Origin of the sequence: Limisphaera sp. 4302-co (assembly GCF_049537155.1) — a bacterium.
In the GTDB taxonomy this organism is placed as follows: domain Bacteria; phylum Verrucomicrobiota; class Verrucomicrobiia; order Limisphaerales; family Limisphaeraceae; genus Limisphaera.
Genome location: NZ_JBMVQZ010000009.1, coordinates 85,261 through 109,896 on the forward strand (window position 1 = coordinate 85,261; position 24,636 = coordinate 109,896).

General features: G+C 67.0%; 13 protein-coding genes. 6 read left to right on the forward strand and 7 right to left on the reverse strand.

The genetic code is table 11. The annotated features are described in order from the left end of the window. Positions 1-54: 54 nt before the first annotated feature. The 3 genes from ACPDIX_RS10285 to ACPDIX_RS10295 all read right to left on the reverse strand — a co-directional run bounded on the left by ACPDIX_RS10285 (position 55) and on the right by ACPDIX_RS10295 (position 4,574). Positions 55-693, reverse strand: a complete 639-nt coding sequence (locus ACPDIX_RS10285; RefSeq protein WP_423431708.1) for a response regulator — start codon at positions 691-693, stop codon at positions 55-57. Between the two features lie 69 nt (positions 694-762). After that, positions 763-3,789, reverse strand: coding sequence for a sensor histidine kinase (locus ACPDIX_RS10290; protein ID WP_423431709.1), 3,027 nt, complete (start codon positions 3,787-3,789; stop codon positions 763-765). 365 nt (positions 3,790-4,154) lie between these two features. Next, the gene (locus ACPDIX_RS10295; RefSeq protein ID WP_423431710.1) at positions 4,155-4,574 is read right to left on the reverse strand and encodes an ArsR/SmtB family transcription factor; all 420 of its coding nucleotides are present in this window, start codon (positions 4,572-4,574) and stop codon (positions 4,155-4,157) included. A gap of 532 nt (positions 4,575-5,106) precedes the next feature. Between ACPDIX_RS10295 and ACPDIX_RS10300 the strand changes: the two genes are divergently transcribed. From ACPDIX_RS10300 to ACPDIX_RS10310, 3 genes are all read left to right on the forward strand, one after another. Next, a complete protein-coding gene (locus ACPDIX_RS10300; protein WP_423431711.1) occupies positions 5,107-6,042 on the forward strand; it encodes a right-handed parallel beta-helix repeat-containing protein in 936 nt (311 codons plus the stop codon). A 327-nt stretch (positions 6,043-6,369) separates the two neighbouring features. Beyond that, positions 6,370-8,526 (forward strand): hypothetical protein, encoded by a 2,157-nt coding sequence (locus ACPDIX_RS10305; RefSeq protein WP_423431712.1) that lies wholly within the window; start codon positions 6,370-6,372, stop codon positions 8,524-8,526. Between the two features lie 172 nt (positions 8,527-8,698). Then, positions 8,699-11,434: an excinuclease ABC subunit UvrA gene (locus ACPDIX_RS10310; RefSeq protein WP_423431713.1), complete on the forward strand. Its 2,736-nt coding sequence runs from the start codon at positions 8,699-8,701 to the stop codon at positions 11,432-11,434. 25 nt (positions 11,435-11,459) lie between these two features. On the opposite strand, the gene ACPDIX_RS10315 is transcribed toward ACPDIX_RS10310, so the two are convergent. The 3 genes from ACPDIX_RS10315 to ACPDIX_RS10325 are packed head-to-tail and all read right to left on the reverse strand — an operon-like array spanning position 11,460 to position 17,006. Then, complete coding sequence (locus tag ACPDIX_RS10315; protein WP_423431714.1) at positions 11,460-13,763, reverse strand: PAS domain-containing protein; 2,304 nt, start codon at positions 13,761-13,763, stop codon at positions 11,460-11,462. 30 nt (positions 13,764-13,793) lie between these two features. Then, positions 13,794-15,083 (reverse strand): HD domain-containing phosphohydrolase, encoded by a 1,290-nt coding sequence (locus ACPDIX_RS10320; RefSeq protein ID WP_423431715.1) that lies wholly within the window; start codon positions 15,081-15,083, stop codon positions 13,794-13,796. 3 nt (positions 15,084-15,086) lie between these two features. After that, entirely contained in the window at positions 15,087-17,006 is a 1,920-nt protein-coding gene (locus ACPDIX_RS10325; protein ID WP_423431716.1) for a two-component system sensor histidine kinase NtrB, read from the reverse strand. A gap of 449 nt (positions 17,007-17,455) precedes the next feature. Here ACPDIX_RS10325 and pheS point away from each other — a divergent pair, with 449 nt between their 5' ends. From pheS to ACPDIX_RS10340, 3 genes are all read left to right on the forward strand, one after another. Next, a complete protein-coding gene (gene pheS, locus ACPDIX_RS10330) occupies positions 17,456-18,472 on the forward strand; it encodes a phenylalanine--tRNA ligase subunit alpha (RefSeq protein ID WP_423431717.1) in 1,017 nt (338 codons plus the stop codon). A 148-nt stretch (positions 18,473-18,620) separates the two neighbouring features. Continuing rightward, on the forward strand, positions 18,621-19,808 hold the full coding sequence (locus ACPDIX_RS10335; RefSeq protein WP_423431718.1) for a hypothetical protein: 1,188 nt from the start codon (positions 18,621-18,623) through the stop codon (positions 19,806-19,808). A gap of 147 nt (positions 19,809-19,955) precedes the next feature. Next, positions 19,956-23,720, forward strand: coding sequence for a glycosyl hydrolase (locus ACPDIX_RS10340; protein WP_423431719.1), 3,765 nt, complete (start codon positions 19,956-19,958; stop codon positions 23,718-23,720). A 33-nt stretch (positions 23,721-23,753) separates the two neighbouring features. Here the strand turns inward: ACPDIX_RS10340 and ACPDIX_RS10345 are convergent, their stop codons facing one another. After that, entirely contained in the window at positions 23,754-24,608 is an 855-nt protein-coding gene (locus tag ACPDIX_RS10345) for an HAD family hydrolase (protein WP_423431720.1), read from the reverse strand. Positions 24,609-24,636: the final 28 nt, after the last annotated feature.

Sequence of the window (24,636 nt, forward strand, 5' to 3'; positions counted from 1 at the left end):
CGTCCGCCCGCGCGCGGGCACCACCGGCGCTTGCTTCCGCACGGCGGGAGCGCCTCAGGCATGGCGATCCGCGCCCAGGTATTTCACCACCGCCTCCGTGCGCGACTGGACGTGAAGCTTCTCGTAGATCGTGTGGAGGTGCGTGCGCACCGTGCTGAGGCTGATGCCCAACAGGTCGGCGATTTCCTTGTACAAATAGCCGCGCGCCAGCAGGGCCAGGATCTCCTGCTCGCGCTTGGTCAACTGTTCGACCTCGGAGCGGGGCTGGTGGATCTGTTGGAAGTAGGCCACCACCTTGCGGGCAATCCGCATGGACATGGGCGCCCCGCCCGCATGCACCTGTTCGATCGCCTGGATCAGCTCGGAGGCGGGCTGATTCTTCAACAAATACCCGGTGGCGCCGGCCCGGAGGGACTCGAAAATGAGTTCGCTGTCCTCGTACATCGTGAGCATGAGCACCTGCACCCCGGGCCGGCGCAGTTTCATGCGCACCACGCATTCGATGCCGCTCATGCCGGGCAGGTGGATGTCCATCAGGACGACGTCCGGCAGTGTTTGATCGAGATGCCGCAGGGCTTCCTCTCCCGTGGCGTGCGCGCCGGCGCACACCAGTTGCGGTGCCTGCGTCACCAGGGCGCACAGGCTCTCCCGCATCCCGGCGTTGTCTTCGACGATCAGTACGCGAATCGGCATCTTCCTCCGTTTCCCCCTCACCGAACATGTCCCGGCACGGTCCCCGCCGCCATCGGCCAAACGTTCGATTCAGCGCGGGTCGTCCCGCCACGGCACGAAGAGACGAACCGTGGTGCCCCGGCCCGGTCTGCTGAGGATCTCGCAGCGACCGCCGACCTCGGCCATCCGCTGGCGCATGTTCCGCAAACCGTCGCTGCCCGCAGCTGCCGGCGCCGCGTCGAAACCCCGGCCGTTGTCCTCGATCTCCCAGTACAGCCCTTCCGGTTCCACCCGGGCCCGGAGCTGCACCTCGGTCGCCCGCGCGTGTTTGACGACGTTGTGCAGCGCCTCCTTCACGGCAAGGAAACAATGATGTCGCAGGTCCGGAGGCATCGGTCGTTCCGGCGTCGGTTCCGGGAACTCCAACCGGCACCGGACACCGGCCGCGTGCAGGTAGTCCACGGCGTACTGGCCGGCATAATCAATCATCTGGGCCAGCGTGTCGTTGCGCGGGTTCACCGCCCAGACGATCTCGTCCAGCGAGCGGACCACCTGGCGCGCCGTGGCTGCGATGCGGACCAGCAGGGGACCGTCCTGGGTGACGTCGCTCCGGCCCTGTTGGGCCAGGTCACACAACAACGCGATCCGGGTCAGGCTCGCGCCCACGTCGTCATGGATGTCCTTGGCGATGCGTGCCCGCTCGCGGAACAGGGCCGTTTGCTGTTCCAACTCGCGCAGTCGCCGGCGCAACCGGCGGAAGGAGACCCAGCGCACGGCGCCGGCCAGACCCAGGGCGACCAACGCGATCGCGCCGGCCCGGAACCACCACGTCTGCCAGACAAAGGGCCGCACGACGAAGGCCAGCTGCGCCTCGCTTTCGCTCCACACCCCGGCTGCCGTGACCGCTGCGATCCGGAAGCGGTACCGTCCAGGCGGCAACCGGGGGTAACCGGCGACGCGCCTGGTTCCGGCCTCCACCCACGCGTCGTCAAAGCCGTCCAAGCGGTACCGGAAATGCACGTTCTCCGGAGCCGCATAGGTCAGGGCCGTGAAGGCGAACTCCACCTTGCGCGGTCTCGGCGGCAGGCGCAGCTCGCCCTGCCAGCGGCGCAAATCGCTTGGAGGCGGCCCCTCGTGGATCCGGAGCGGGAACTCACTGTCGTACAGCGCCAGCGTGTGATCGTCCACCGTCACGCGTTCGAGCACCACCGGCGGCGGTGCCGCGTCACGGGCCAGTGCTCCCGGATGAATCACCACCAGACCCAATCGCGTGGCCATTACCACCCGGCCGTCCCGGCGGCGCACGGCGCCCGGTGCACTGTCATAGGTGGCGGGTAATGCCGGCAACCCCTCGCTGCGGCCGTAGGAGATCGAATGCACATATCCGGTGCCGGCCGCGGCAGCGGCCAGATCCGCCAGAGAGGCCTGAAACACGCCGCGATTGCCGCCGAACCACAGCCGCCCTTCACCGTCGGACATGATTTGGGAGATGTAATCCTCGCTCAGACCGTGCGCCGTCGTCAGTCGGACCCATCTGCCTCCGCGCCACCATCCCAGCCCGTACCCTGCGTAACCCACCCACACCGATCCATCCGGCGTGGCATGCAAACACCGGATCGAGGGGGTTCGCCCTTCCACGCGCACCGTCCGGTTTTGCAACCGCTCGTGCTCGATTTCCAGCAGCAAGCCGTCGGCCGTGCCCACCCACACGTGACCCTCCGCGTCCACCGTCATTGCCCGGATCGAACGTGTGCCGGCCGGCAGCGCAAACGTCTCCCAGCGACCGTTCCTCCAGCATTGGATCCACGGCCGCGCCCCGCCGGCGATCCACACCTCGCCCGGGCCGGTCACACAAAGCGAACGCACGGCCGGGTCCGCCAACCCGTCGCTGCGACGGAGGATCCGTGTCCATTCCCCCTTCCACAGATACACCCCCCGATCGCGCGTGCCCACCCAGACCCCGCCTGCGGGATCGGATGCCACACACACGGCGGAGCCGCCGGGCCAATCCTGCTGCTGGGTGAGGACCTCCCAACCCCCTGCCGCCTGCTCCCGCACCAGTTGCCCGTCCATCGTCACCACCCACAAGCGGCCCTCCACATCCTCGCAGACCGAACGCACGGCGGCAAAAGGCAGGCCCCGTTCCGTGCTCCACAGCTCGATCCTCCGCGGACGCAGCCGGTTCAAACCCCCGCCGGCCGTCCCCACCCACAGGTTACCCTCGTGATCCTCCGTCAGGCACAGAATCTCCGGATGACTCGTCTTCACCCATTCCCAGCGGCCGGAGGCGTAACGACCCAACCCGTGGGTGCCGGTGCCGACCCAAACCCCGCCGGCCTGGTCCTCCCACAGCAATCGCGGTGTCCAGGACCTGCCCGTCGCAGGCCATCGAAACACCATCTGCACCGGCGACGAGGTGGAGAGGCGGTAGAGTCCTCCGGCAGTTCCCAGCCACAGCCCGCCCGTACGGGCCGCCACCATGCATTCCACCGGTTCGCCAAGCTCGAACCGAGGTTGAAACTGTCCCCGCTCCATCACGCCCACCCGACTCCCCTGCGCGCACCAGAGCCGGCCATTCGGCTCCGTGGCCAGCACCGCCCGGCCACCGGCGGCGCCCGGCCGATCCGGATGGCGTTCCACTTTTTCCCCCTCGATCCGGGCCAACCCTCCATTGGCGTAGACCACCCACACTGCGCCGGAGGTTTCCTCTGCAAACCCCACGATCCGCAAATCCGGCAAACCGTCCCGATCCCCGTAAACCCGAACCCTACGGCCATCCACACAAACCACCGGACCGCGGTCCATGCCGAGCCACAGCCGCCCGAACCGATCCCGGTACAGGGCCCGCGCCACACGATTCGGCACGCCCGGCAGATGCGTGAGCGAGAACTCCTCGAACCGGACACCGTCGAAGCGGGCCAACCCACCGTGCGTGGCCAGCCAGAGATAGCCCGTTTCGTCCTGGACCACGCCGTAAACCGTATTATCGGGAAGGCCCTCGTCAGTTTGCCACACCCGCGCCGCCCATGGGGAAGAGTCTCCGGCGGGTGCGGTTTTTTCGACCGCCGGTGCCGCCGCCGATCCGAGCAGCGCGAGAACCCACGCCCACACTCGCACGCAGGCATGCTACTTCACCGCCGCCCGCGGGCAAGTTGCCAGCGCGCAAGGTTCGAGCCGGGTCTCGTCCGATGCCCCGGCCACATCGGAGCGTGACGGATTGAATCGGGCCGCTGCTCAGGGCTCCATCGGGGTTTTTGGTGGATGCACCGTGCTTGTCCGTCGAGCCTTCCTGCGGAATCGGAGCAGTGCATCGGGGCGCAAGTGGACGCCAAGGCCGGATATATGTGGCAAAGGCACGGGGTCCGGCGTCTGAGGCCGAATCTGACCGTGGGTTCGGGGGACGGGTCTGTGCACCTTTGGCGGGTTTGTCGGTGAGGCGGGTGGCGAGCCGTGTGTGGTCTGTTGGCCCGGGGCGCATTCGCTCAAGCGTGTGCTTTGCGCCTGCGCGACGGGTGGGTTTGGCCGTTCCCTTGGGAAGGGGATGCCGGGGGAGGTCCGGATGCTGCGCCGGTTTTCTGACGCGGCGCCACGCCGCTTGTGGTGCCGGGCGTTTCTTCCTGCACGGCAGCAAGACATTCGAAAAAGCGCAGGACACACGGCGTGCGCAGTCGGTAGAAGACCTGGGGACCGCGTTTTTCGTCCTCCACGATGCCGGCCTGGCGCAGCAGGGCCAGATGCCGCGAGACGGTGGGCATGCGCACGCCCAACAGGGCGGCCAGCTCACAAACGCACCGTTCCCCGCGGGCCAGTTCCTCGACGATGAGGAGCCGGCCCGGGTGTCCGAGCGCTTTGAACACGCGGGCTGGTTCCTTCCACGGCCTGAGGCGCGCGGCATCACTCATGAGTGCATCATTAGCGGATGTGCTAAATATGTCAAGAGGATGCATGGTTCTGAGCGAGCTTCCAGGTTTTCAGTTTCCGAGCTGGTTGCCACAGATTGGATTGAGCGTCGCCTGCCACGGCCTGCCCAGGGTTCGCCGGCCGGGTTCCCCAGGCAGACCGGATCGGGCACGCGCGGCTCGACGGGGAAAGATAGCATCCGTCCGCCCATGTCCCCGGAAGTCTGATCGGGACGCGGCCATGGTCCACGGGTTTGGGCCCATCATTCTTGAACACCCACCGGAGTCCGGCTTGCGGTTCGGTTACGTTCGATGCCGTGGCGGGATTCAACGAGCCGATCGGCGCGCCGGGGCGGCCCCGGGCGCCAGCAAGGCCGGTGGAGCGGCCGCTCTTCCCGGGACCGGGCAGTTGTGGCGGTCGGAGCACGGGGCAGTGGAATCATGTCCGGGGGATGGCCAATTTTGGCCATGGCGGGATTGGGGGCGACGCACCAGGATCAGCGCCTGAACAGCCCGAAACAATGGAGAGTCAACCATGAAAAAGCTGACATCCCTGACAGTGTGTTCCCTCATGCTGAGCCTCCAGCTCAATGCAGCCACGGCCTACGTGACCCGGTCGGGATCCACCTACACCGGAAAAGTGGATGGAAGCGTGGTTTACAGCGGCCCGAGCTACAACGCCGCGATACAGGCGTGCATTGACAACATGAGTTCCGGGACCATTTACATACGGAACAGCGGAACCTGTGAGCCGACCTACGGAATTGCGCCCAAGGACGGGTTGACGCTCGACTACGGTGGGACGCAGGCGACGGGGACATCGTCCACCATTTCCGTGATCCAACTGGACCGGAAAAGCAACGTCACCATCCGGAATCTTCGGATTGCAGGCAATCCGCGCTACGGTATTTGGTCCAGGAGCAGCAGCGGGATTACCCTGAGTGGTTGCAGCGCCCAGGTGACCGGGGGGCTCCCGTTCCGATTTGACGACAGCAAAAGCGGGGGATCCCGGAACATCAACGTCAACAGCATCACTTCCAACGGGCAGACGGCACACGGACTCGAGACCTACACGGTGGACGGGTTTTACTGGAGCACGGTGAGCGCCAATGACTCGGCGGGCTGCGGGCTGTTGCTCAACAACACCATCAACTGGTCGGGGGGATCCGTCTACGCCTACAACTGCAATTACGGTGGTGGATATGCGGGATTCCGCGTGGCGAACAGCAACGGACGGGGGACGGTGAACTACGTGGACGCGAACCGTTGCGGGCGGGGCATCTTCAGTCTGACCCAGAGTCGGGATGCCACGATCAACAATTGTTACATCCGCAATTGCAGTGGGATCGGCATCTGGCTGCAGGATTCGTACAACACGCGCGTGTTGGCTGGCACCGTAGAAAACAACGGTGGTGGTTGTTACAGCATCACGGGCGGATCAGGCAATTCGGTGAACGTGTCCTGCCGCTGAGCCTTGAGGACGCCGGCAGGTGGGGCATCCCGGGCCTGAGCTGTTGGATCGGGTCGCAGCGGCATGAATGGTTCCCAGTGAGGGTCCGGGGTGCCCGGTTGCGTCTGATGTGTTTCGAAGGGCTTCACTCCCATGCGATATCGGATCTTCCTTCTGGTGGCGGTGACCTTGGCAGCCGGATTCACCTTGGGGTGGATCGGGCGGGCTCGTTTCGATTTCACGACGCGCGCCCACCCGGAACCTCAGGTTCCACAGTCCGTGTCTGATGTTGTGGCGCCACCGTCGGCGCGGGAAGGTCGTAGTCCGTCAGATCGAGTGTCGGACCTTGTGCGCCGTATTTCACTGGCCTGCGAAGGTCGCGTTTGGCGAAGGTCCGCAGCGTGGGAAGAAATCCTGGAGTCGTTAAGTGCCGGTGAACTTGAGAGTGTGGTCCGGCAACTGGACTCGTTGCTGCGACAGCCGGCGCAGAAGGAACTGCGCTCCTTTCTGATCGGGCTCTGGGCCCGGCGGGACGCGGCTGCGGCGCTGCGTTGCGTCGTCGAGTGGCCCGGTTCACACGACCGGGACCGGCTGGTGGTCATGTGTTGCCGGGAGTGGTTGAGGCAGGATCCGTCTCAGGCAAGCGAATGGGTTCGGGCGTTGCCGTCCTCGTCATTGCGGCACGAGCTGGTGAACCTGGTGGTTGAGGCGTGGTCGGCCACGGATCCTGTGGTGGCGCTGGAGTGGTGCCTCGAGCTGCCCCCGCTGATGCGGGGAAAGAGCTACGGGATGGTTTTCAGTGCCTGGGGGGCCTCCGACCCGCAAGAGGCCTTGAGTCATCTGATCGGACTGAACCTTCCACCTTCAGTCGGCCACGAAGCGGTCAGTGGGTTGTACCGTTCGTGGGCGTTGCTTTCGCCGCGGGAGGCATTGGAGGCGGTGGGGCAGCTCGGGCGCGGTACGCTTCAACAGGCAGCCCTGCGGGCCGCACTCCAATCCTGGGCCGAGGTGTCCCCACGGGAGGCAGCGGCGCACGTGGAAAACCTGCCGGAGGGGCTGCAACGCAATCGGGCCATGCTGATCCTGGCGGAGTTCTGGCCGGAATCGGATCCGGAGGGGGTGGTGGAACTCTTGCAAAGGCTTCCGCCCGGGACGGCCCGCGAAGAGGGGCTTCGGCTGTGGCTGCCGCAATGGGCTCAGGTGGCTCCCGATGCGGCCTGGGGCTACGTGGGCAAGCTTCCCGACGGGCCGGCAAAGATGGAGGCGGTCTCGCAGGTCCTTCAGCAGTGGGCGATTGACGAGCCTGAGAAGGCGCTGGAGAAGCTTCGGGAACTTCCGCGCGGCAAGGCGCGCACGGCACTGCTGGAATCGGTCTTCCTGCAATTGGCTCAGAAGGATCCGCAACAGGCCTGGGCGCTGGTTCATCAGTGGTCGGTCGAGGTTGAAAAGCCCGTGTTGTATGCGGCCATGGCTCGGGCGTGGATTGAATTGGATCCCGCCCGGGCCGCGGGGGCGGCCGCAGGCCTGCCACCGGGCCCGCTTGCCATGGAGATCATTCCCGAGATCGTGTCGGCCTATGCGCAGGCCGATGAGCGCGGCGCCCGGCAATGGGCACTGGGCCTGCCTGAGGGCCCGGCCCGCGATCTCGCCCTGGGCCGACTGGTGCAACACATGGCCGCTGCGGATCCGGTGGGTGCCCTGGAATGGGTGCTTCAGGCGCCGCGGCCTGCCGAGCAAAGGAGGCTGGTGGATACGGTGCTCCAGGAATGGGTGCGGCAGGATTCCCATGGAGCCCTTCAGTGGTGGAACCAAATCCCGGATCCGGGTCTGAGATCCTACCTGGCTCCTTCGGTCGTGAACGAGCTGGCCTACTCAGATCCCGTGCGGGCATTTGAACTTGCGGATGCAATTCCGGACCCATTGGAGAGGCAGGGAACTTTGGAACGGTTGGGACGGATCTGGGGGTCCAGCAACCTGGATGAAGCCCTGCAACGGATGGCGGGGATTGGAGACCCGGCTGCACTGGACGCGTTTCTGCAGGGGGTGATCCGCTCTGTCACCGAAGTGGACCCGGCGGAGGCGTGGGCGCTGTGGCGGACTCATGGGGCGGGCAAGACTTCCGCGGACGTCCTGGTTCAGGTGTTCGGAGAATGGGCGATGTACGATCCGGTCTCAGCCAGCCGGCACGTGCAAGGGATCCCCGACCCGGATGTCAGATTGCGGGTGGTTGAACAGCTCGTTGCATCCTGGGTCTCAATGAACCCCGATCAGGCCTCAGACTGGCTCCAGCGGTTGCCCCCGACGCCCGAACGGGACGTGGCCTTGGTTACTTTTGTCCGTCACCAGGCAGGAATGGACCGGGCCGCTGCTGCTGCTTGGGTGCCGTGGATTCAAGACCCCGGCCTTCGTGCCGCGATGGAGCGTGAGCTGGCTGGAGCGGCGGCGGTGGCCCCGTGGCCGATGCCCACCGGTGGCGCGGGTGCCGGCTCCGGAGTCGGGCCCTGATCCGATGACAGCGGTGGGTGTGCGGCAGCGCGCGGGCGGCAAACGATCCCATGCCGCCCGCTTTTTGCATGGCCCGCGGAGGTTCGGGCTTCATACCCGGGGGGATTGTGAATGGCGGCCGCAATCTCCGTTGATTTGAGTCCGGGCGGTGGCGGTGGTAAGAGTGCACGGCATGAGGCGAGGCAGGCAGGCGCTGGCTGCGGCGGCGCGCAACGCCATCGTGGTGCAAGGGGCGCGGGAGCACAACCTGAAGGATCTGACGGTGGTCATCCCGCGCGGGCGGTTTGTGGTGATCACCGGCGTGAGCGGTTCGGGCAAGAGCACGCTGGCGTTTGACATCCTTTTTGCCGAGGGGCAGCGCCGCTTCCTGGATTCGCTCAACGCCTACGCACGGCAGTTTGTGGAGCAATTGCCGAGGCCGGAGGTGGACCGGATCCTGGGCCTGCCGCCGACGGTGAGCATCGAACAGCGCACGAGTCGCGGCGGGGGCAAGAGCACCGTGGCCACGGTGACGGAGGTTCACCATTTTTTGCGCCTGTTGTACGCCCGGCTGGGGGTGGTCCATTGTCCGGAGTGCGGGCTGCCGGTGGCGCCCCAGACGCGGCAGAGCCTGGTGAACCAATTGCGGCAGGAGAGCCGGCGGCGCGGGCCGCTGACCCTCCTGGCGCCGGTGGTGCGGCATCGGAAAGGTTTTCACACTGAAGTGGCCGAGTGGGCGGCGCGCCACGGTTACGGCTGGTTGCGGGTGGACGGGACGATTGTGGCGGCTGATGCATTCCCGCAGCTGGACCGTTATCGCGAACACGATGTGGAGATCGTCGTGGGGCGGCTGGCCGCCGGGCGCGGAGTGTCGGGTCGGGCCGGGGCGGGCGATACCGCGCTGGTGGACGCGGCTCTGGAGGTGGGCCGGGGTGTGCTGTTTGCGCTGGATGAGGCGGGGCATCTGACGGTGCATGCCACGGAGCGGGCGTGTCCGGGTTGCGGGCGTTCGTACCCGCCGCTGGATCCGAAGCATTTCAGTTACAACTCCCCGCTGGGCTGGTGTCCGCGGTGCCGGGGGTTCGGCGAGCTGTTTTATCTGCCGGATGCCGAGCGTGGGGCGGATGCCGAGCAGATCGAGGAGACGTGGTGGAGCTGGGCGGAGGAGCGGGAGGTGTGTCCGGAGTGTGGGGGGACGCGGCTGAATCCGCTGGCGCGGTCGGTTCGCCTGCCGGTGGCCGGCGATCCTGAGGGTGTGCCTGCTGAGCCGACGTTGGTGGATCTGGGCCGGCTGCCGGTGGACCGTGCGGAGCGGTTTTTCCAGCGGCTCCGCTTCACGGGTGTGGCGGCGCGGATTGCGCGGGACATCCTGCCGGAGATCCGGAGCCGGCTGCGGTTTCTGCAGGCGGTGGGTCTGGGGTATCTGCATCTGGACCGCGGGGTGCCGACATTGTCCGGCGGGGAGGCCCAGCGCATCCGGCTGGCGGCGCAGTTGGGGTCGAACCTCAGCGGGGTGTTGTATGTGTTGGACGAGCCGACGATCGGGTTGCATCCGCGGGACAACGAACGGTTGTTGGATTGCCTGGAGCGATTGTGTGCGCGGGGCAATTCGGTGGTGGTGGTGGAGCATGACGAGCAGACGATGCGGCGGGCGGACTGGGTGATCGATCTGGGGCCCGGGGCCGGCATTCACGGGGGTCGGGTGGTGGCGGAGGGCACGCTGGCGACGCTGCGCCGTCATCCCGCCAGTGTGACGGGGCGATACCTGCGGATGCGCCGGCGCTATCCGCGGCGTGGATCGCGCCGGCCCGTGCCGTGGCCTCCGGGCAGCGGGGCCGGGCCGGGCGGGGAGGGACTGTCCTGGCTGCGATTGGTCCATGCGCGGAAACACAATCTGAAGGACCTGACGGTGTGGATCCCGCTGGGGCGATTGGTGGTGGTGACGGGTGTGAGCGGTTCGGGCAAGAGCACGCTGGTGCATGATTGTCTCCTGCCGGCGTTGCGCCGGGCGTTGGCCCGGGGACGCGGTCGCGGGTCGGACCGGCCGGCGGGCCCGGCTGATGAGGGGGAGGAGCTGCAGGTTTACGGATTCGAGGCCCTGCGTGCGGTGTACGAGGTGGATCAGAGTCCGATTGGCCGGACGCCGCGTTCGATCCCGGCGACGTACGTCGGGTTTTTCGACGAGATCCGGTCCTTGTTTGCGGGGACGCCCGAGGCGAGGATGCGGGGGTTCGGGCCGGGCCGGTTTTCGTTCAACAGTCCGGAGGGTCGTTGTCCGGCCTGTCAGGGGGCCGGGCAGATTCGTTTGCAGATGAACTTCTTGCCGGCGGCATTTGTGCGGTGCGAGACCTGCGGGGGGACGCGATTCCATCCGACGACGTTGGAGGTGCGGTACGCGGGACGGAACATTGCGGAGGTGTTGGATCTGACGGTGGAGGAGGCGCTGGAGGTGTTTGGCGCGGTGCCTCCGGTGCGGCGGGCGCTGGAGGCGTTGCGCGACACGGGTCTGGGTTATCTGAAGCTGGGCCAGACCAGTCCCACTCTCAGTGGCGGGGAGGCGCAGCGGGTGAAATTGGTGACGCATTTGCTGGCCGGTCTGCGCCAGGCGGCCGGGAGCGGCCGGGGTGGGCCGGGCGCACAGCCGCCGAAGGGTCATTTGTTCGTGCTGGAGGAGCCGACGATCGGGTTGCATGCGGCGGACGTGGAGCAATTGGTGGGGGTGCTGCAACGGTTGGTGGATGGGGGGCACACGGTGCTGGTGATCGAGCATCATCCGGAACTGATCGCGGAGGCGGACTGGGTGATTGACCTGGGGCCGGAAGGTGGCGAGGGCGGCGGCCGCGTGGTGGTGAGCGGTCCTCCGGAGACGGTGGCGGCGTGTGCGGAGAGTCACACCGGCCGGTTTTTGCGTCCGTTGCTGGACCGGTAAACGGCCGGGATGGGTGGGCCGGGTTTCAGCGGCCGGGTTGGGGTGGTTGGGCGGGCTCGGCCAGTTTGCGGGTGATGAGCTCGGAAGCGTCGCGCATGTCGTAGGGTTTGGCCAGGACACTGACGTTGAGCTGGCCCAGACGGGCGCGCAGGGCGGGGTCGAGGTAGCCCGAGGCCAGGACGCAGCGCATGCCGGGCCAGCGGTGGAGCACGGCCTCGATGAGTTCGAGGCCGTTCATGCCGGGCATGCTGTAGTCGGTGAAGAGCAGGTCCACCTGGGGTTCTGCGGTTTCGAGGATTTTGAGTGCCTCGGGGCCGCTTTCGGCGACGAGGACCTCCAGTCCGGCGGCCTCGAGGAAGCTGCGGGTGAAATCGCGGAGCAGGTCGAGGTCATCCACGACCAGGACGCGGCCGCGGCCCTGGGCGAGGGGCGGGACGGTGCGTTCCGGTGTGGCTGCGGGCGGCTCGGAGGAGAGGGGGAAGAAGAGGTGAAAGGCGCTGCCCTGGCCGAGGGCGCTTTCGACCTCGATGAAGCCTCCGGCTTCCTCGGTGATGCGCTGGACGATGGGCAGGCCGAGTCCGGTGCCCTTGCCGCGGCCCTTGGTGGTGAAGAACGGGGTGAAGATGCGGGGGAGCAGGTCGGGGTGGATGCCGGTGCCGGTGTCGCGGACGGTGCAGCGTGCGTAGGGTGTGCCGGGGACGAGGTTGTGGCGGCGGGCCTGTTCGTCGGTGATGCGGACGCGTTCGGTTTCCAAGGTGATGCGGCCGCCGTTGGGCATGGCGTCCTGTGCGTTGACGCAGAGGTTGAGGATGGCCTGGCTGGCCCGGGTGGCGTCGATGCGGACGGGCAGGGTGTCCGGTGTGGTGGAGGTTTCGAGGGTGACGTTGCCGCGGAGGGTGCGCCGGACGAGGACGAGGGCTTCGTGGAGGATCTGGTTGAGGTCGAGGACGGCGCAGTTGTCGTTGCTTTCGCGGCTGAAGGAGAGCAGCTGCTGGGTGATGTCGGCGGCGCGTGCGGCGGCCAGATCGATTTGTTCGATCTCCCGGCGCAGGCGGTTGTCGGTGCCGGTTTCGCGCAGGAGGAGTCCGCAGTTGCCGCGGATGGCCTGGAGGAGGTTGTTGAAGTCGTGGGCCACGCCGGCGGCCAGCGTGCCGATGATCTCCATTTTCTGGGCCTGGAAGAGCTGTTGCTGCAGTTCGTGGTAGTGGGTTTGGTCGGTGATGCTGCAGATGAGGCCACGGACCTGGGTGCCGTCCACCCAGGGGGAGACCTTGAGCAGCCAGTGGCGGCCGTCGGCGGTTTGGTAGCGATTGTCCACGGGTCGACCGGTTTGGAGGACCTCGCGGAAGACGCGTTCCAGCTCGGCGCGTCGGGCGGGGTCGGGCACGTAGTCGAGGAGGCTGCGGCCGAGTGTGGGGGGTGCTTCGATGCGCAGGCCGGCGTGTTCGGCGGGCAGATGGCGCCAGCCGTCGTTGGCGTGGGTGAGGCGGAACTCGCAGTCGAGGCTGTAGATGGCGCCGTCGAGGGACTGGAGGATGCTGTGGATGAAGTCGCGTTGGATGCGGAGTTGTTCCTGGAGTTGGATGCGGAGGGTGATGTCCCGTTCGCAGGCCACGTAGCCCATGAAACGGCCGGCCATGTCGGCGATGGGTGAGATGGTGGCCTCGACGTGGTAGGGGGAGCCGTCGCGGCGGATGTTGACCAGCTCGCCGATCCATTCGCGGCCTGCGGTCACGGCTTCCAGGTAGGCTTGGACCTTTTCCTGTTCGAAGGGCGCGCGGAGGAAGGCGTCGGGGCGGCCGAGGACTTCCTCCATGCTGTAGCCTGTGAGGGTTTGGAAGGCCGGGTTGACGAAGGTGATGCGGAGGTCGCTGTCGGCCAGGAAGAAGGCGTCGGGCGTGGCGTCGATGGCGGTGATGAGGCGTTGGATGTGGGTTTCGAGGCGGAGGCGCCGGCTGACGTCCTTGAAGAGGAGGAGGTAGTGGTCGTGACCGAGCGGCACGTACTCGAGGTCCACGGGCAGGTGCGGGGCGCCTTCGCGCAGGGTGATGACGGAGTGGAGGATGTCGGGTTTGCGGGGTGCCTGTTGGAGGGCGCGGCGGAGTTTTTGGTCGGCCGGGGGCGCGACCCATTGCCAGAGGGAGAGGGTTTCGGGTGCGGTGCCGGGCGGGATTTGGAAGAGGTGGGCGGCGCGGCGGTTGAACTGGAGGACAAGGCCGTCGGAGCGGCAGACGGCCTGGGCATGCTCGGCGGCCTCGAAGGCGGCCTGCCACCACTGGCACACCGCCTCGGTGCCCGGAGCGTCATGTGGTTCGGTCCGGTTCAGCATGCGGCACAACCCTGTGTGCGGTGGTCCGGTTCAACAATAGACCACCAGCGATTGGGTTATCGGCTGAATCCGGTGATGGTTGAGGAGTTTTTCGATGAAGGTGGCGTTGAGGCGTTGGCCTTCGGGGATGAGGAGCAGGCCGTTGGCGGTGTAGACGCCGCGGGCCAGGACCATGCCGGGCCGCAGTTCGGCCAGGGTGACCTCGCGTTCGCGTCGGGGCAGCTCGACGGATGGGAGTGCCTGAAGGAAGACGCGGACGGCCTCCGGGTCGAAGGCGCTGCCGGCCTGCTGTTTGATGCGTTCGACGGCGTCGGTGGGGGGCAGGGGGCTGGAGGCGTAGGCGACGGCCACGGCCAGGAGGCGGGCCAGCCAGGGGATGTTCTCGCCGACGAGCTGGTCGGGGTAACCGGATCCGTCGAATCGTTCGTGATGGGCGCGGATGATCTGGCCCACCTGGTCGAGGTCGCTGGTGAAGGCGGCCAGTTCCTGGCCCAGGATGGGGTGCTGTTCGATGAGTGCCTTTTCGGCGGGGTTGAGGGAGTGGGGATCGTCCTGCCAGCGCCGGATGATGTGGCGGGGGACGCCCACCAGGCCGATGTCGTGGAGGAGGGCGCTGCTTTCGAGCACGCGTCGGTCGTGAGGGGAGAGCTGTGCGGCCTGGGCCATGCCCTTGCAGAGCGCGGCCACACGGCGGGCCTGGCTGCCGAGGGAGGGATAGAAGGTCTGCATGGTGTGCACGCAGAGCTCCAGCGAGCGCATGAGGTTGCGTTCGAGGGCGGCGTTCACCTGGGCGAGTTGTTCGTTTTGCTGGGCGACGAGTTTGACCTGTTGTTCGAGCGAGCGGTTCAGTTCCACCAGTTGGCGGTTCATCTCCTGGGTGGCGGCCTGGAGATGGGCGTTCTGGCAGATGAGTTCGTACCGTTGGACGGCGTTTTTGACGGTGGCGAGGAATTCCTCGCGCAGCCAGGGTTTGACGATGAACCGGTAGATCTCGCCCTTGTTGATGGCCTCGATGACGGTGTCGAGGCTGAGCACCGCGGTGATGAGGATGCGGGTGGCAAAGGGTTGGATCTGCCGGGCCCGGGCGAGCAGTTCGAGTCCGGACATGCCCGGCATGCTCTGGTCGGTGATGATGACGGAGAACTCCTGTTGTTTGAGGAGCTCGACAGCGGCGAGGGGATCGGCCTCGGTGACGACCTCGTAGGGGGTGCGGCGCAGCGTTTCGCGGAGGGCGGCCAGCACGATTTCCTCGTCGTCGACCACGAGGATGGGCGGCGCCGTGAACTCGTTGTCGGGTTGGGGTTCGGTGGCTGGGTTCATCGTTCAGTCTGCGTCGAGGAGGCGGTGGATCCGGTTCTGCCATTCCGGCGCGGGGAGGTCGGCCGGCAGGACCATGTCCACGCGTTCGAGGAAGGTGGTATCCAGTTCGTCCTGGTTGCAGGCGGCCAGGCAGAGGACCTTGAGCGGCAGGTTGGTGGAACGGACGCGGTCGAGCAACCGGCCGAAGGACCGGCCGTTTTCCGCGCAGAGGAGCACCAGCCCGGTGAAGTGGAAATAGGGCGAGTGCAGCAGTTCGAGCGCCTCGGCCTCGGAATGGGCGGGTGCGACGTACATTCCGTTTTCGCGCAGCCGGGCGACGACCTGGTCGAACGCGGGTCCTGCGGGGCCGAGGGCCAGGAGGGTGTGCCGGACGGTGCGGCGATCCGGCGGCTGGACCTGGAGGTCTGCCTGGAGATCGGCCAGCGGGAACCAGAAGTGGAAAGTGGTGCCGCGGTTTTCGGCGGTTTCCACCGAGATGGCCGCGCCGTGGCGTTCGGCGAAGAGGCGGGTGTTGTACAGGCCCAGGCCGGAACCCTTGCCGAGCGGTTTGGTGGTGAAGAAGGGGTCGAAGATGGTGTTCAACAGGCGTGCCGGGATGCCGACGCCGGTGTCCTGCACGGAGAGTCCCACCAGGGGCAGGCGGGGCAGCGAGCCTTGCAAGGGCGGGATGGGCGGGGGCTGTTGATGGATGGAAGTGCGGAAGGTGAGCTGGCCGCCCTGGGGCATGGCGTCCACGGCATTGAGGGCCAGGTTGACCAGCACCTGTCTCAATTCGACGGCGTCGAGGTAGACCGGGCATTGGCCCTCGGCCAGCTCGGTGACCACGCGGACACGCCGCGCCAGCACCTTGCGGAGCAGATCGGCCATGGAGCGGACGATTTCGTTGAGGTCGTGGAAGTTTTTCTCGCCGGGGGTGCCCTGGTGAAGCTGACGGAACCGGTGGGCGAGTTGACTGGCTTCGAGGGCGGTGGCGCGGATGAGCTCGAGCCCTTCGCGGAGGCGGCTGTTGCCCTCCAGCTCGGACTGGTAGGTCTCGCTGAGGGAGATGATGCCGGTCATGATGTTGCAGAAGTCGTGTGCCAGTCCGAGGGTGAGGGTGCCGAGGGTTTCCTTCCACGACATGGTCAGAAGCCGGCGTTCGGCGATGGTCTGGCGTGTGATGTCAAGCCAGAGCCCTTCATATCCGAGGAGGAGTCCGCCGGCTGTGCGCACCGGTTGGCGGTATTCCCAGAGGTAGCTGACGCGTCCGGTTTGGAGGTGGCGGATGCGGTAGGTGGTGGCGCCGCCCTCGGGTGGCCAATCAGCCCGGCGGAGGCGGTTCATCAGCATCTCCACGTCCGCCTCGTGGACGACGCGCCAGAAATACTCGGAGCTGCGGCGCCATTCCTGCGGGGGCACGCCGGTGAGTTCCTCGACGCGCGGGCTGATGTAGCGGAAGGAGAAATCGGGTCGTTGACTGAAGAGGATGCCGGGCCAGTGGAGGGTGAGGTTTTCGAGCTGGGCCTCGGCGCGGAGGAGCCGTTGGTAGGCCTGATGGGCGGCCATGCGGCCCCAGCGGTCGGGGGGGAAGAGGTTTTCCCATTCGCGTGCCGGGGGGAGGGCGGTTTCGAGGCGGACGAACAGTTCCCTGCCGTGGCGGCAGACGTCCACGATCAGGCGCTCGGCGTCGGGTGCGAGGTCGGCGGGCAGTTCGAGCCGATCGAAATCGGACGCGGTGGCGAGGAAGTCGCGCAGGTTGGTTTCCCAGCCGGGATGGCGCTGGCCGAGCAGGCGCGGGAGGGAACATCCCGGCAGCTCCCAGGGGGAGATCCGCAGCCACAGGGCCAGCGTATCGTTGGCGCGGAGGATGCGGCCTGCCTCGTCGAGGACGGCCTGGCCGTTTTCGAGCAGGGCGGGCGAACCCGCTCCTGTAGGGGAAGTCACAGGTTCAAAGACCGGACCCGGGTTCTGGGCTGCGGGTTCCGGTTGCCGCTGTCTGCCGCTTGCCGCCTGCTTCATAAGTGGGTCACTGCCGCGGGTGACCCCGGCTGCGCCGCTTCAGCCGGTGTCCCGGTCCGGACGAGCCGGACCGCGGTTGGTGCTGCAACCGGGGGTTTGGGGCGCGTGGCGCCCGGCCGCCCCGGCTGGCCCGGTCGTGGGGAGCCCCGCGTCCGCGGGGAACCCGCATGATCCGTAAAACTACTGACAGATTTCCGGGGATCGAACAAGTGGCATTTTTGTGTCGGATGCAGGCGCGGGTGACGGTCGCACCGATGGAAAAGGATGGAGAGGGCGTGCTTTCCCGGACGTGTCGGCCGGGTGGGTTCGGGCAGCTGACCGGCGGCGTTTTGGGCTGTGATTGGATCCGGGTTTACCCTTAAATGCGGGGCGGCATGGCATGGTGGAATGATTTGGAACCGTTGAAGCAGGAGGCCCTGGCGGCGTTTGCCGCGGCCAGGGACCTGGCCGCGTTGGATCAGGCCAAGGCGGCCTGGTTGGGTTCGCACGGTCGGCTGACGGCCCTCATGAAACAATTGGGCGGTCTGCCCAGGGAGGAACGTCCGACCGCGGGCAAGGCGATCAACGCGGTGAAGGCGGAGTTGGAGGCGGCCCTGGTGGGGCGGCGCCGGGAACTGGAGTTGGAGGCGGCCCGGCCGAAGGTGCCGTTTGACTTCACGTTGCCCGGACGCCGGCGGCCGGTGGGCCGGTTGCATCCGTTGACGCAGGTGGTGGAGGACATCGTCCGGAGCTTTCGGCGGCTGGGTTTTGCGGTGGCGGACGGCCCCGAGTTGGAGGACGAGTACCATTGCTTCGACGCGCTGAACACGCCGGCGGATCATCCGGCGCGGGACACGCAGGACACGTTTTATCTGCCTGATGCGCCCGGGCCGCACGGCCGGTGGTTGCTGCGCACGCACACCTCCAGCGTGCAGATCCGGGTGATGGAAAGCCAGCCGCCGCCGGTACGGATCATCGTGCCGGGCCGGGTCTACCGCCGGGACAATGCCGATGCGACGCACAATCCGACCTTCCACCAGATCGAGGGTCTGTACGTGGACCGGGGTGTGACGGTGGGCGATTTGAAGGGGACGGTCGAGCATGTGTTTCGGGAGCTGATGGGCCGGGATGTGCGGATCCGGTTTCGTCCCCACTACTTCAGTTACACCGAGCCCAGTTACGAGATCGACTTCAGCAACGCGCTGACGCGGAAGATGGGTCGGGAATGGCTGGAGATCGCCGGGTGCGGCATGGTGAACCCGGTGGTGTTCGAGACGGTGGGTTACGATCCGGAGGTGTGGACCGGATGGGCTTTTGGGTTTGGTATCGAACGGATTGCCATGCTGCGGTACGGCATTCCGGACATCCGGCTGTTTTACGAAAACGATCTCAGGTTCCTGCACCAGTTCTGAGGGATCGAGGTCTGCATCCCGGCGGGTTTCAGTCCGTGGGAAAGGAGGGACTGGTCCGGGCGACACGAAAGGAGGGCGGAACGTGAGGTTTCGGGCGTGGGCGGGCGCCACTCCGTGTGGCGGGGGGAGGCGCGATCTCGGGCTTGCCATGGGTTGGCTGCTGGCGGTGGCTGCGGCCTTGCCGGCGGGGGCGCAGGTGGATCCGGTGGCCCGGGATCTGATCCAGTTCGGTTACAACCAGGCCTTTCAGGGGCATGCGCCTTTCTCGGGCTACGCCTTTTACTACCGGAATGAGCCCGGGTTTTTGAGGTCGAACCTGACGCTGCGGCTGGCACTGGCGCCGGTGTATGTGGACGGCGAACTGGCGGCGCGGGATGCACTGGGTCGTGACACACACGTGGCCATCGGCGTGGCCGGAGGCGGGTTTGGCGAGAGTTACAACGAGATCCGGCGCGGCCGCTATGTTCCGGCTGAATCGTTCGTGGGACACGGTGGGACGGTCTCGGCGAGCGTTTATCACCGACTCGATCCGGGCTGGCGGGTTCCGTTGCACGCCCTGGTCCGGGTCTCGGGGTTTTACACCGAGTACGACGACGAAGACGACACCGCGGCCGGGTTTGCCCTGCCGCCGGATCATTTCGGCGGCCGGGTGCGGACCGGTCTGCGCTGGGGCGGGAGCGAGCCGGTGTTGTTTCCGCGGTCGGCGCTGGAACTGTCGGTGTGGTATGAACTGGAGCGCCGGGGTTCACACGGGGCGTACGGTTTCGCGGGCGACCGCGAGCTGGAGTCCTGGAGTCATCGGTGGTGGATCCGGGCGTTGATGGCGTACACCCATCCGGATCTCGGCGCGCATCTGTCCGGCGGGGTGACGGCGGGCGGGAGCGCGCAGGCGGATCGGTTGAGTGCATTTCGGTTGGGTGCCGTGCTGCCGTTTGCGACGGAGTTTGCGGTGGCGTTGCCCGGTTACTATTTCCAGGAATTGACGGCCGAGGGTTTTGTGTTGGGGCATGCGTCCCTGTCCTGGCCGCTGGACCCGGCCGGGCGGTGGTACGCAGTGCTCACAGGTTCGGCCGCGTGGGTGGATGACCTGCCCGGGGTGCCACTGGCGGGGCGATGGCACCAAGGGGTGGGTGTGGGGGTGCGATACCGGAGCGATGCCTGGCAGATGGCGGTGGCCTACGGTTACGGGGTGCGGGCGCTGCGGTCGGACGGGTTCGGGGCGCACAGTGTGGCGTTGCTGGTGCAGGTGGATCTGCAGAGGAGCCGGGCGGCCCTGATCGGCCCGGAGAGTCCGTTCCGGTCCCGTGCGTTCTTTCGGTGGTGGGGCGGCGATTGAGGCTCACGAGGGCGGCGGTGGCGGGCGGGTCCCCCGAACGGGGGAGTTGCCGGGCCGGGCCGATTGTGCGATGGATGGGGCGTCATGCCTGCAGGTGGGTTTTGGGTTTCGAGGAGGTGCCCTGGTCGGTCCTGGTTGTGCTGGACGATGCTTTTCGGGCTGGGTGTGCGACTGGCCGCGCAGGACCGGGTGTTCGACGGGGGCGTGGTGACGTTTCCGGCATTGACCAACACCTTTGCGGTGGTGACCGGCCGTTGTGAGCTGCGATTGACAGCGGGGGTGCAACCTTTGCCGGGCAGCACGGTAAGTCTGGATTCTCCCGATGCGTATCTGGTGTTCACAGCGATTCGGCCCTCGGTGGTGGCGGCATCGTATCTGGGGCAGGTCCGGATCCAGCGCCTGCCGGCGGTGCATGGGAACAACTGCCGCGTGGTGGCGTACGGGGATGGGACGGTGATCGTCCCGCACGGCAGCGCATTCCGCCCGCTGGAGATCTTCGAGGGACCGCACTTTACCGGGGCAAGCACTTCGCTGCTGTCCTACGTGTATTACCGGGGCAACGCGCTCGGTGCGTTCCAGGCCGGGGTGAGGTCGTTCCGCCTCCGGCGCGGGTACGCGGTGACGCTGGCCGAGTGGGAGGACGGGACGGGTTACAGCCGCCATTATGTGGCGGCCGATGGGGAGGTGGAGATGGGCGTGTTGCCGGCCGAACTGAGCGGTCGGGTCCGGTTCGTGTACGTGGTTCCGTGGCGTTGGAGCTCGAAGAAGGGGATCGCCGGGGACATTGAGGCGGGGTTGAACGTCGGATGGAAATACAACTGGAACTTGAACCAGAGCTCGACCGCCGACGTGGAGTACGTGCCGATTCGGCAGAACCGCTGGTGGCCGGGTTTGAATCAGGACTGGCGGGCGCGCGGTTCGGTGCACCTGCTGGGGTTCAATGAGCCGGACCGGCCGGACCAGGCGAATTTGAGCGTGGCCGACGCGTTGTCGGCCTGGCCGGAGCTGCTGGCCACGGGTTTGCGCGTGGGTTCACCCGCGCCTTCGGACGGCGGTCGCAACGGTTGGTTGTATCCTTTCATCCAGCAGGCGGATGCGGCCGGGCTGCGCGTGGATTTCGTGGCGGTGCATTACTACTGGTGTTTCAACCCGGCGGATCCGGCGGGGGCGGCCAGCCAGTTTTACAATTTCCTCAAGGCGACCTACGACCAGGTGAAGCGCCCGATCTGGATCACCGAATGGAACAACGGGGCCAACTGGACCGGTTGCGCCGATCCGACCTTTGCGCAGCAGCAGGCGTGCATTGCCGCGATGATCCAGATGCTGGAGGAGACGCCCTGGGTGGAGCGGTACGCCCTGTACAACTGGGTGGAGGACGTCCGGCGCGTGAAATGGGACGACGGGAGTCTGACGCCGGCGGGTGTGGTCTATCGGGACCAACCCTCGCGCATCGGTTATTTGCAGACGGGTTTCGACCCCGGCACGCGGGGGATGGGGCAGTACTCGTTCGACGGTCATGTGCGGGACGAGTCGGGTCACGGGCATCACGGTGTGACCAGCGGGAGTCCGGTGTTCACCAACGGCGTGCGCGGCCAGGCCCTGGTGTTCGACGGTGTGCAGACCCGGGTGTCCCTGCCGCCGGGGATCGCCCGGGGCAACGGGTTCACGTTTGCCGCGTGGGTGTACTGGCGCGGGGGCGGGAACTGGCAACGGATCTTTGATTTCGGCAACAGCACCACGGAGTACATGTTTCTCACACCGCGCAGCAGCGCGGGCACCCTGCGGTTCGGCCTGCGCAACGGCGGCAGCGAACAGATCGTGGAGACCGCGCAACTGCCGATCAACCGGTGGACGCACGTGGCTGTCACGCTCAGCGCCTCCGGTGCGCAACTGTACGTCAACGGGGTGCGCGTTGCCGCGGCGGCCACGTCCATCACGCCGGCACAGTTCCGGCCGCGCTACAATTTTCTGGGGCGAAGTCAGTGGCCGGCCGACCCGCACTTTGCCGGGATGCTGGACGAGGTGCTGATCACCGACTACGTGATGACGTCCGATCAGATTGCGCGGCTGCTGACGAATCAACCGCCGCAGTTTACCAACCGGGTGTTCGACCTTGGCACGGCCGTTGCCGGTGAACCTTTTTCGGCCACGCTGGCTGGGACGGCTTTCGATCCCGATCCCGGCGACACGTTGGTGGGTTTCCGGAAGGCGGCCGGTCCGGACTGGGTCCAGGTGTCGTTGGAGGGCGGGATCAGCGGTGTCCCGGACGCCGCCGCGGCCGGGCCGCAGTACGTCACCGTGCGCGTGACGGATGCAGCCGGGCAGAATGATTACGCGGTGGCGGTGGTGCGGGTCCGACCGACGCGCGGCAGCGGCCGGTGGGCGGCCGACGCGGACGGTTTCTGGAGCGATCCGGCCCGGTGGGAAGGCGGTTGGATCGCTTCGGGTGCGGGACAGACCGCGGATTTTGCCTCGCTGAACATCGGTGCGGCGCGGACGGTCTGGTTGGACACCAACCAGACGATCGGCGTGCTGCGCTTCGGCGATCAGGCCGGTGCGCAGGGCTGGACGCTGGCGGGCACGAATGATGCCGTCCTGACGCTGGACTCCGGCACGAACGAACCGCCGCGGATCTTCGTGACGAATTTTGTGACGCTGGCGGTGCCCTTGTCGGGGACCAACGGTTGGGCCAAGTCGGGGCCGGGGGTGTTGGTGCTGGCAGGGGAGAACAGCGTGACCGGGACGGCCTTTCTGGACAGCGGCGGCGCGGCGGGGTCCGACGGCATCGTGCGGGCCGTGCATCCGCGTGCGCTGGCCACGTTGCAACGGCTGAGCCTGCGAAACAACAACAGCGGCGTTTCCACGCTGGAGCTGGACGGTTCGCAGGGTGGTGTCAGCGTGGTCGGCGCGTTGGTCATCCACTGCCGCAACCACGGCACGGCAGCGGTGCGGAATCTTGCGGGGACGAACACGTTGGGCGGGCCGGTTTACGTGGACGTGGGGGGCGACCGGGTGGTGTTCGAGTCCAGTTCCGGTCAGTTGCGGATGCTTGGGCCGGTGCAGTACACCGGCGCCCTCACCGGCGGGCGCAGCGTGGTTTTCACGGGTGCGGGCGACCACTGGGTGACCGGATCCATCCGTGCCTCGACCAACGGTGCGCCGATCGGGCTGATCAAAAACGGCACCGGTACGCTGGTTCTGGGCGGCTTGCACACCTACACCAATGCCACGCAGTTGCAGGGCGGGACCCTTTGGGTGACAGGTGTGTTGGGGCCCGGGCCCGTGACGGTGGGTGCCGGGACGGTTCTGGGCGGGACCGGCACGATTCCCGGCACGGTCCGGGTTCAGGCCGGCGGGGTGTGCTCGCCCGGGCTGGATGGGGCGGGCCGGTTGACCGTGGTTCAGGCCCTGGAATTCCAGCCCGGCAGTCATCTGCGCATCGGATTGGATCCGTTGCACCGCACACAGGCGGTTTTGGCGGTGGTGGGCGGTCTCACGGGCACGGCGCACCTGACGTTCACCAATGTGAGCGGCGAGCCCGGCGCATTCCGTGCGGGCGAGGTGTACGCATGGTTGGAGCACGGGGAACCGGCCGTGCAGTGGGCTTCCGTGACGCTGCCGGCCCTGCCGCCCGGCCTGGACTGGAACACGAACCTTCTGTCGCAGGGGCGTCTGGCGGTGGTGCGTGCGCAGGTGGAGGAACGTCCGCGGCTGGCGTTCCAATGGGAACCGGCCGGGGGGAGCGGCCGGTTGACCTGGCCGAGTGCGTACCGCGGTTGGTTGCTGGAGACCAATGCCACGGATCTGACCGATCCTTCGGCCTGGTTCCCGGTGCCGGAATCTGCCTTTACCAACTCGTGGGTTTGGCCGGCCGGTTCGGGGCCGGTGTTCTACCGGTTGCGGGCGCCCTGAGAAGATTTTGCCGGCCGGTTGCCGGTGGCGGGGTTAGCCACCGCGGGAGGGTGGGATGGTTTCTCCCAGCAGGAGGCGCAAGAGCTCGGGACCATCACGGAAATCGGGGATCAACACCTGGGCGCCCGCGTCCTGCAACATGCGGCGTTTGTCGGCGTCGAGCCGGCCCGAGCCGGGTGCGGTTTCCTCCACGGCCACGCCCACGGCCAGGCCGTCCACGGTCCGGGTGTCGCGGATTTCCACCACGCCGTCGCCGAAGGCCAGGAGTTGTCGGCCCGCGATGTGATGTTGGCGGAGGATGGACCGGATGACGGCGGCCTTGGTGAAGGATTCCTCCCGTGCGCCGTGGATGTGCGGCCCGAAGAACCCGGCCAGGCCGAGCAATCGGACCTCCTCGAGCAGGGCTTTTTCATCGGTGCCGCTGGCCAGGTGCAGCACGAGCCCGCGCTCGTGGAGGTGACGAAGGAAGGCCCGGGCACCCGGGACCAGCCATGTGTCCGGCGGGGTGCGGCCCGAGCGGATGGCGGCTTGACGGGGCCCGGTCAGTGCGGCGAGTCGGTTGAGGAACTCCTGTTTGTAATCGCGGGGATCGCGTGGCCGGCCGCCGCGCTCGCGGATGCGTTCTGTCAAACGGATCATTTGATGGAGGGTCTGGCGGCCGTTGAGCTCCAGGATGTCCGACCGCGCCAGGCGGTGTCGTGCTTCGGCGCTTTCGCCCGGCAGGGGTGGCAGGGCGGCGGCGTACAGGTCGGTCATGACGTCGGCCCATCCGGATCGCAGTAGCGAGAGGGTGCCGTCCCAATCGAACAACACCACGCGCAGCTCTGGACGGGGCTCGAAATCCGGGGCCAACTCGATTCTGGCTGGTTGGTGGAGGTCCTCGGGCATGGTTGGGAGGGCCGGGGCCGGGCCCGCT

Excerpts from the sequence above, each read along its gene's own strand:
- ACPDIX_RS10285 (WP_423431708.1), bottom strand. The coding sequence starts at position 693 with ATGCCGATTCGCGTACTGATCGTCGAAGACAACGCCGGGATGCGGGAG.
- ACPDIX_RS10295 (WP_423431710.1), bottom strand. The coding sequence starts at position 4,574 with ATGAGTGATGCCGCGCGCCTCAGGCCGTGGAAGGAACCAGCCCGCGTG.
- ACPDIX_RS10300 (WP_423431711.1), top strand. The coding sequence starts at position 5,107 with ATGAAAAAGCTGACATCCCTGACAGTGTGTTCCCTCATGCTGAGCCTC.
- ACPDIX_RS10310 (WP_423431713.1), top strand. The coding sequence starts at position 8,699 with ATGAGGCGAGGCAGGCAGGCGCTGGCTGCGGCGGCGCGCAACGCCATC.
- ACPDIX_RS10315 (WP_423431714.1), bottom strand. The coding sequence starts at position 13,763 with ATGCTGAACCGGACCGAACCACATGACGCTCCGGGCACCGAGGCGGTG.
- ACPDIX_RS10320 (WP_423431715.1), bottom strand. The coding sequence starts at position 15,083 with ATGAACCCAGCCACCGAACCCCAACCCGACAACGAGTTCACGGCGCCG.
- pheS (WP_423431717.1), top strand. The coding sequence starts at position 17,456 with ATGGCATGGTGGAATGATTTGGAACCGTTGAAGCAGGAGGCCCTGGCG.
- ACPDIX_RS10335 (WP_423431718.1), top strand. The coding sequence starts at position 18,621 with ATGGGTTGGCTGCTGGCGGTGGCTGCGGCCTTGCCGGCGGGGGCGCAG.
- ACPDIX_RS10340 (WP_423431719.1), top strand. The coding sequence starts at position 19,956 with ATGCTTTTCGGGCTGGGTGTGCGACTGGCCGCGCAGGACCGGGTGTTC.
- ACPDIX_RS10345 (WP_423431720.1), bottom strand. The coding sequence starts at position 24,608 with ATGCCCGAGGACCTCCACCAACCAGCCAGAATCGAGTTGGCCCCGGAT.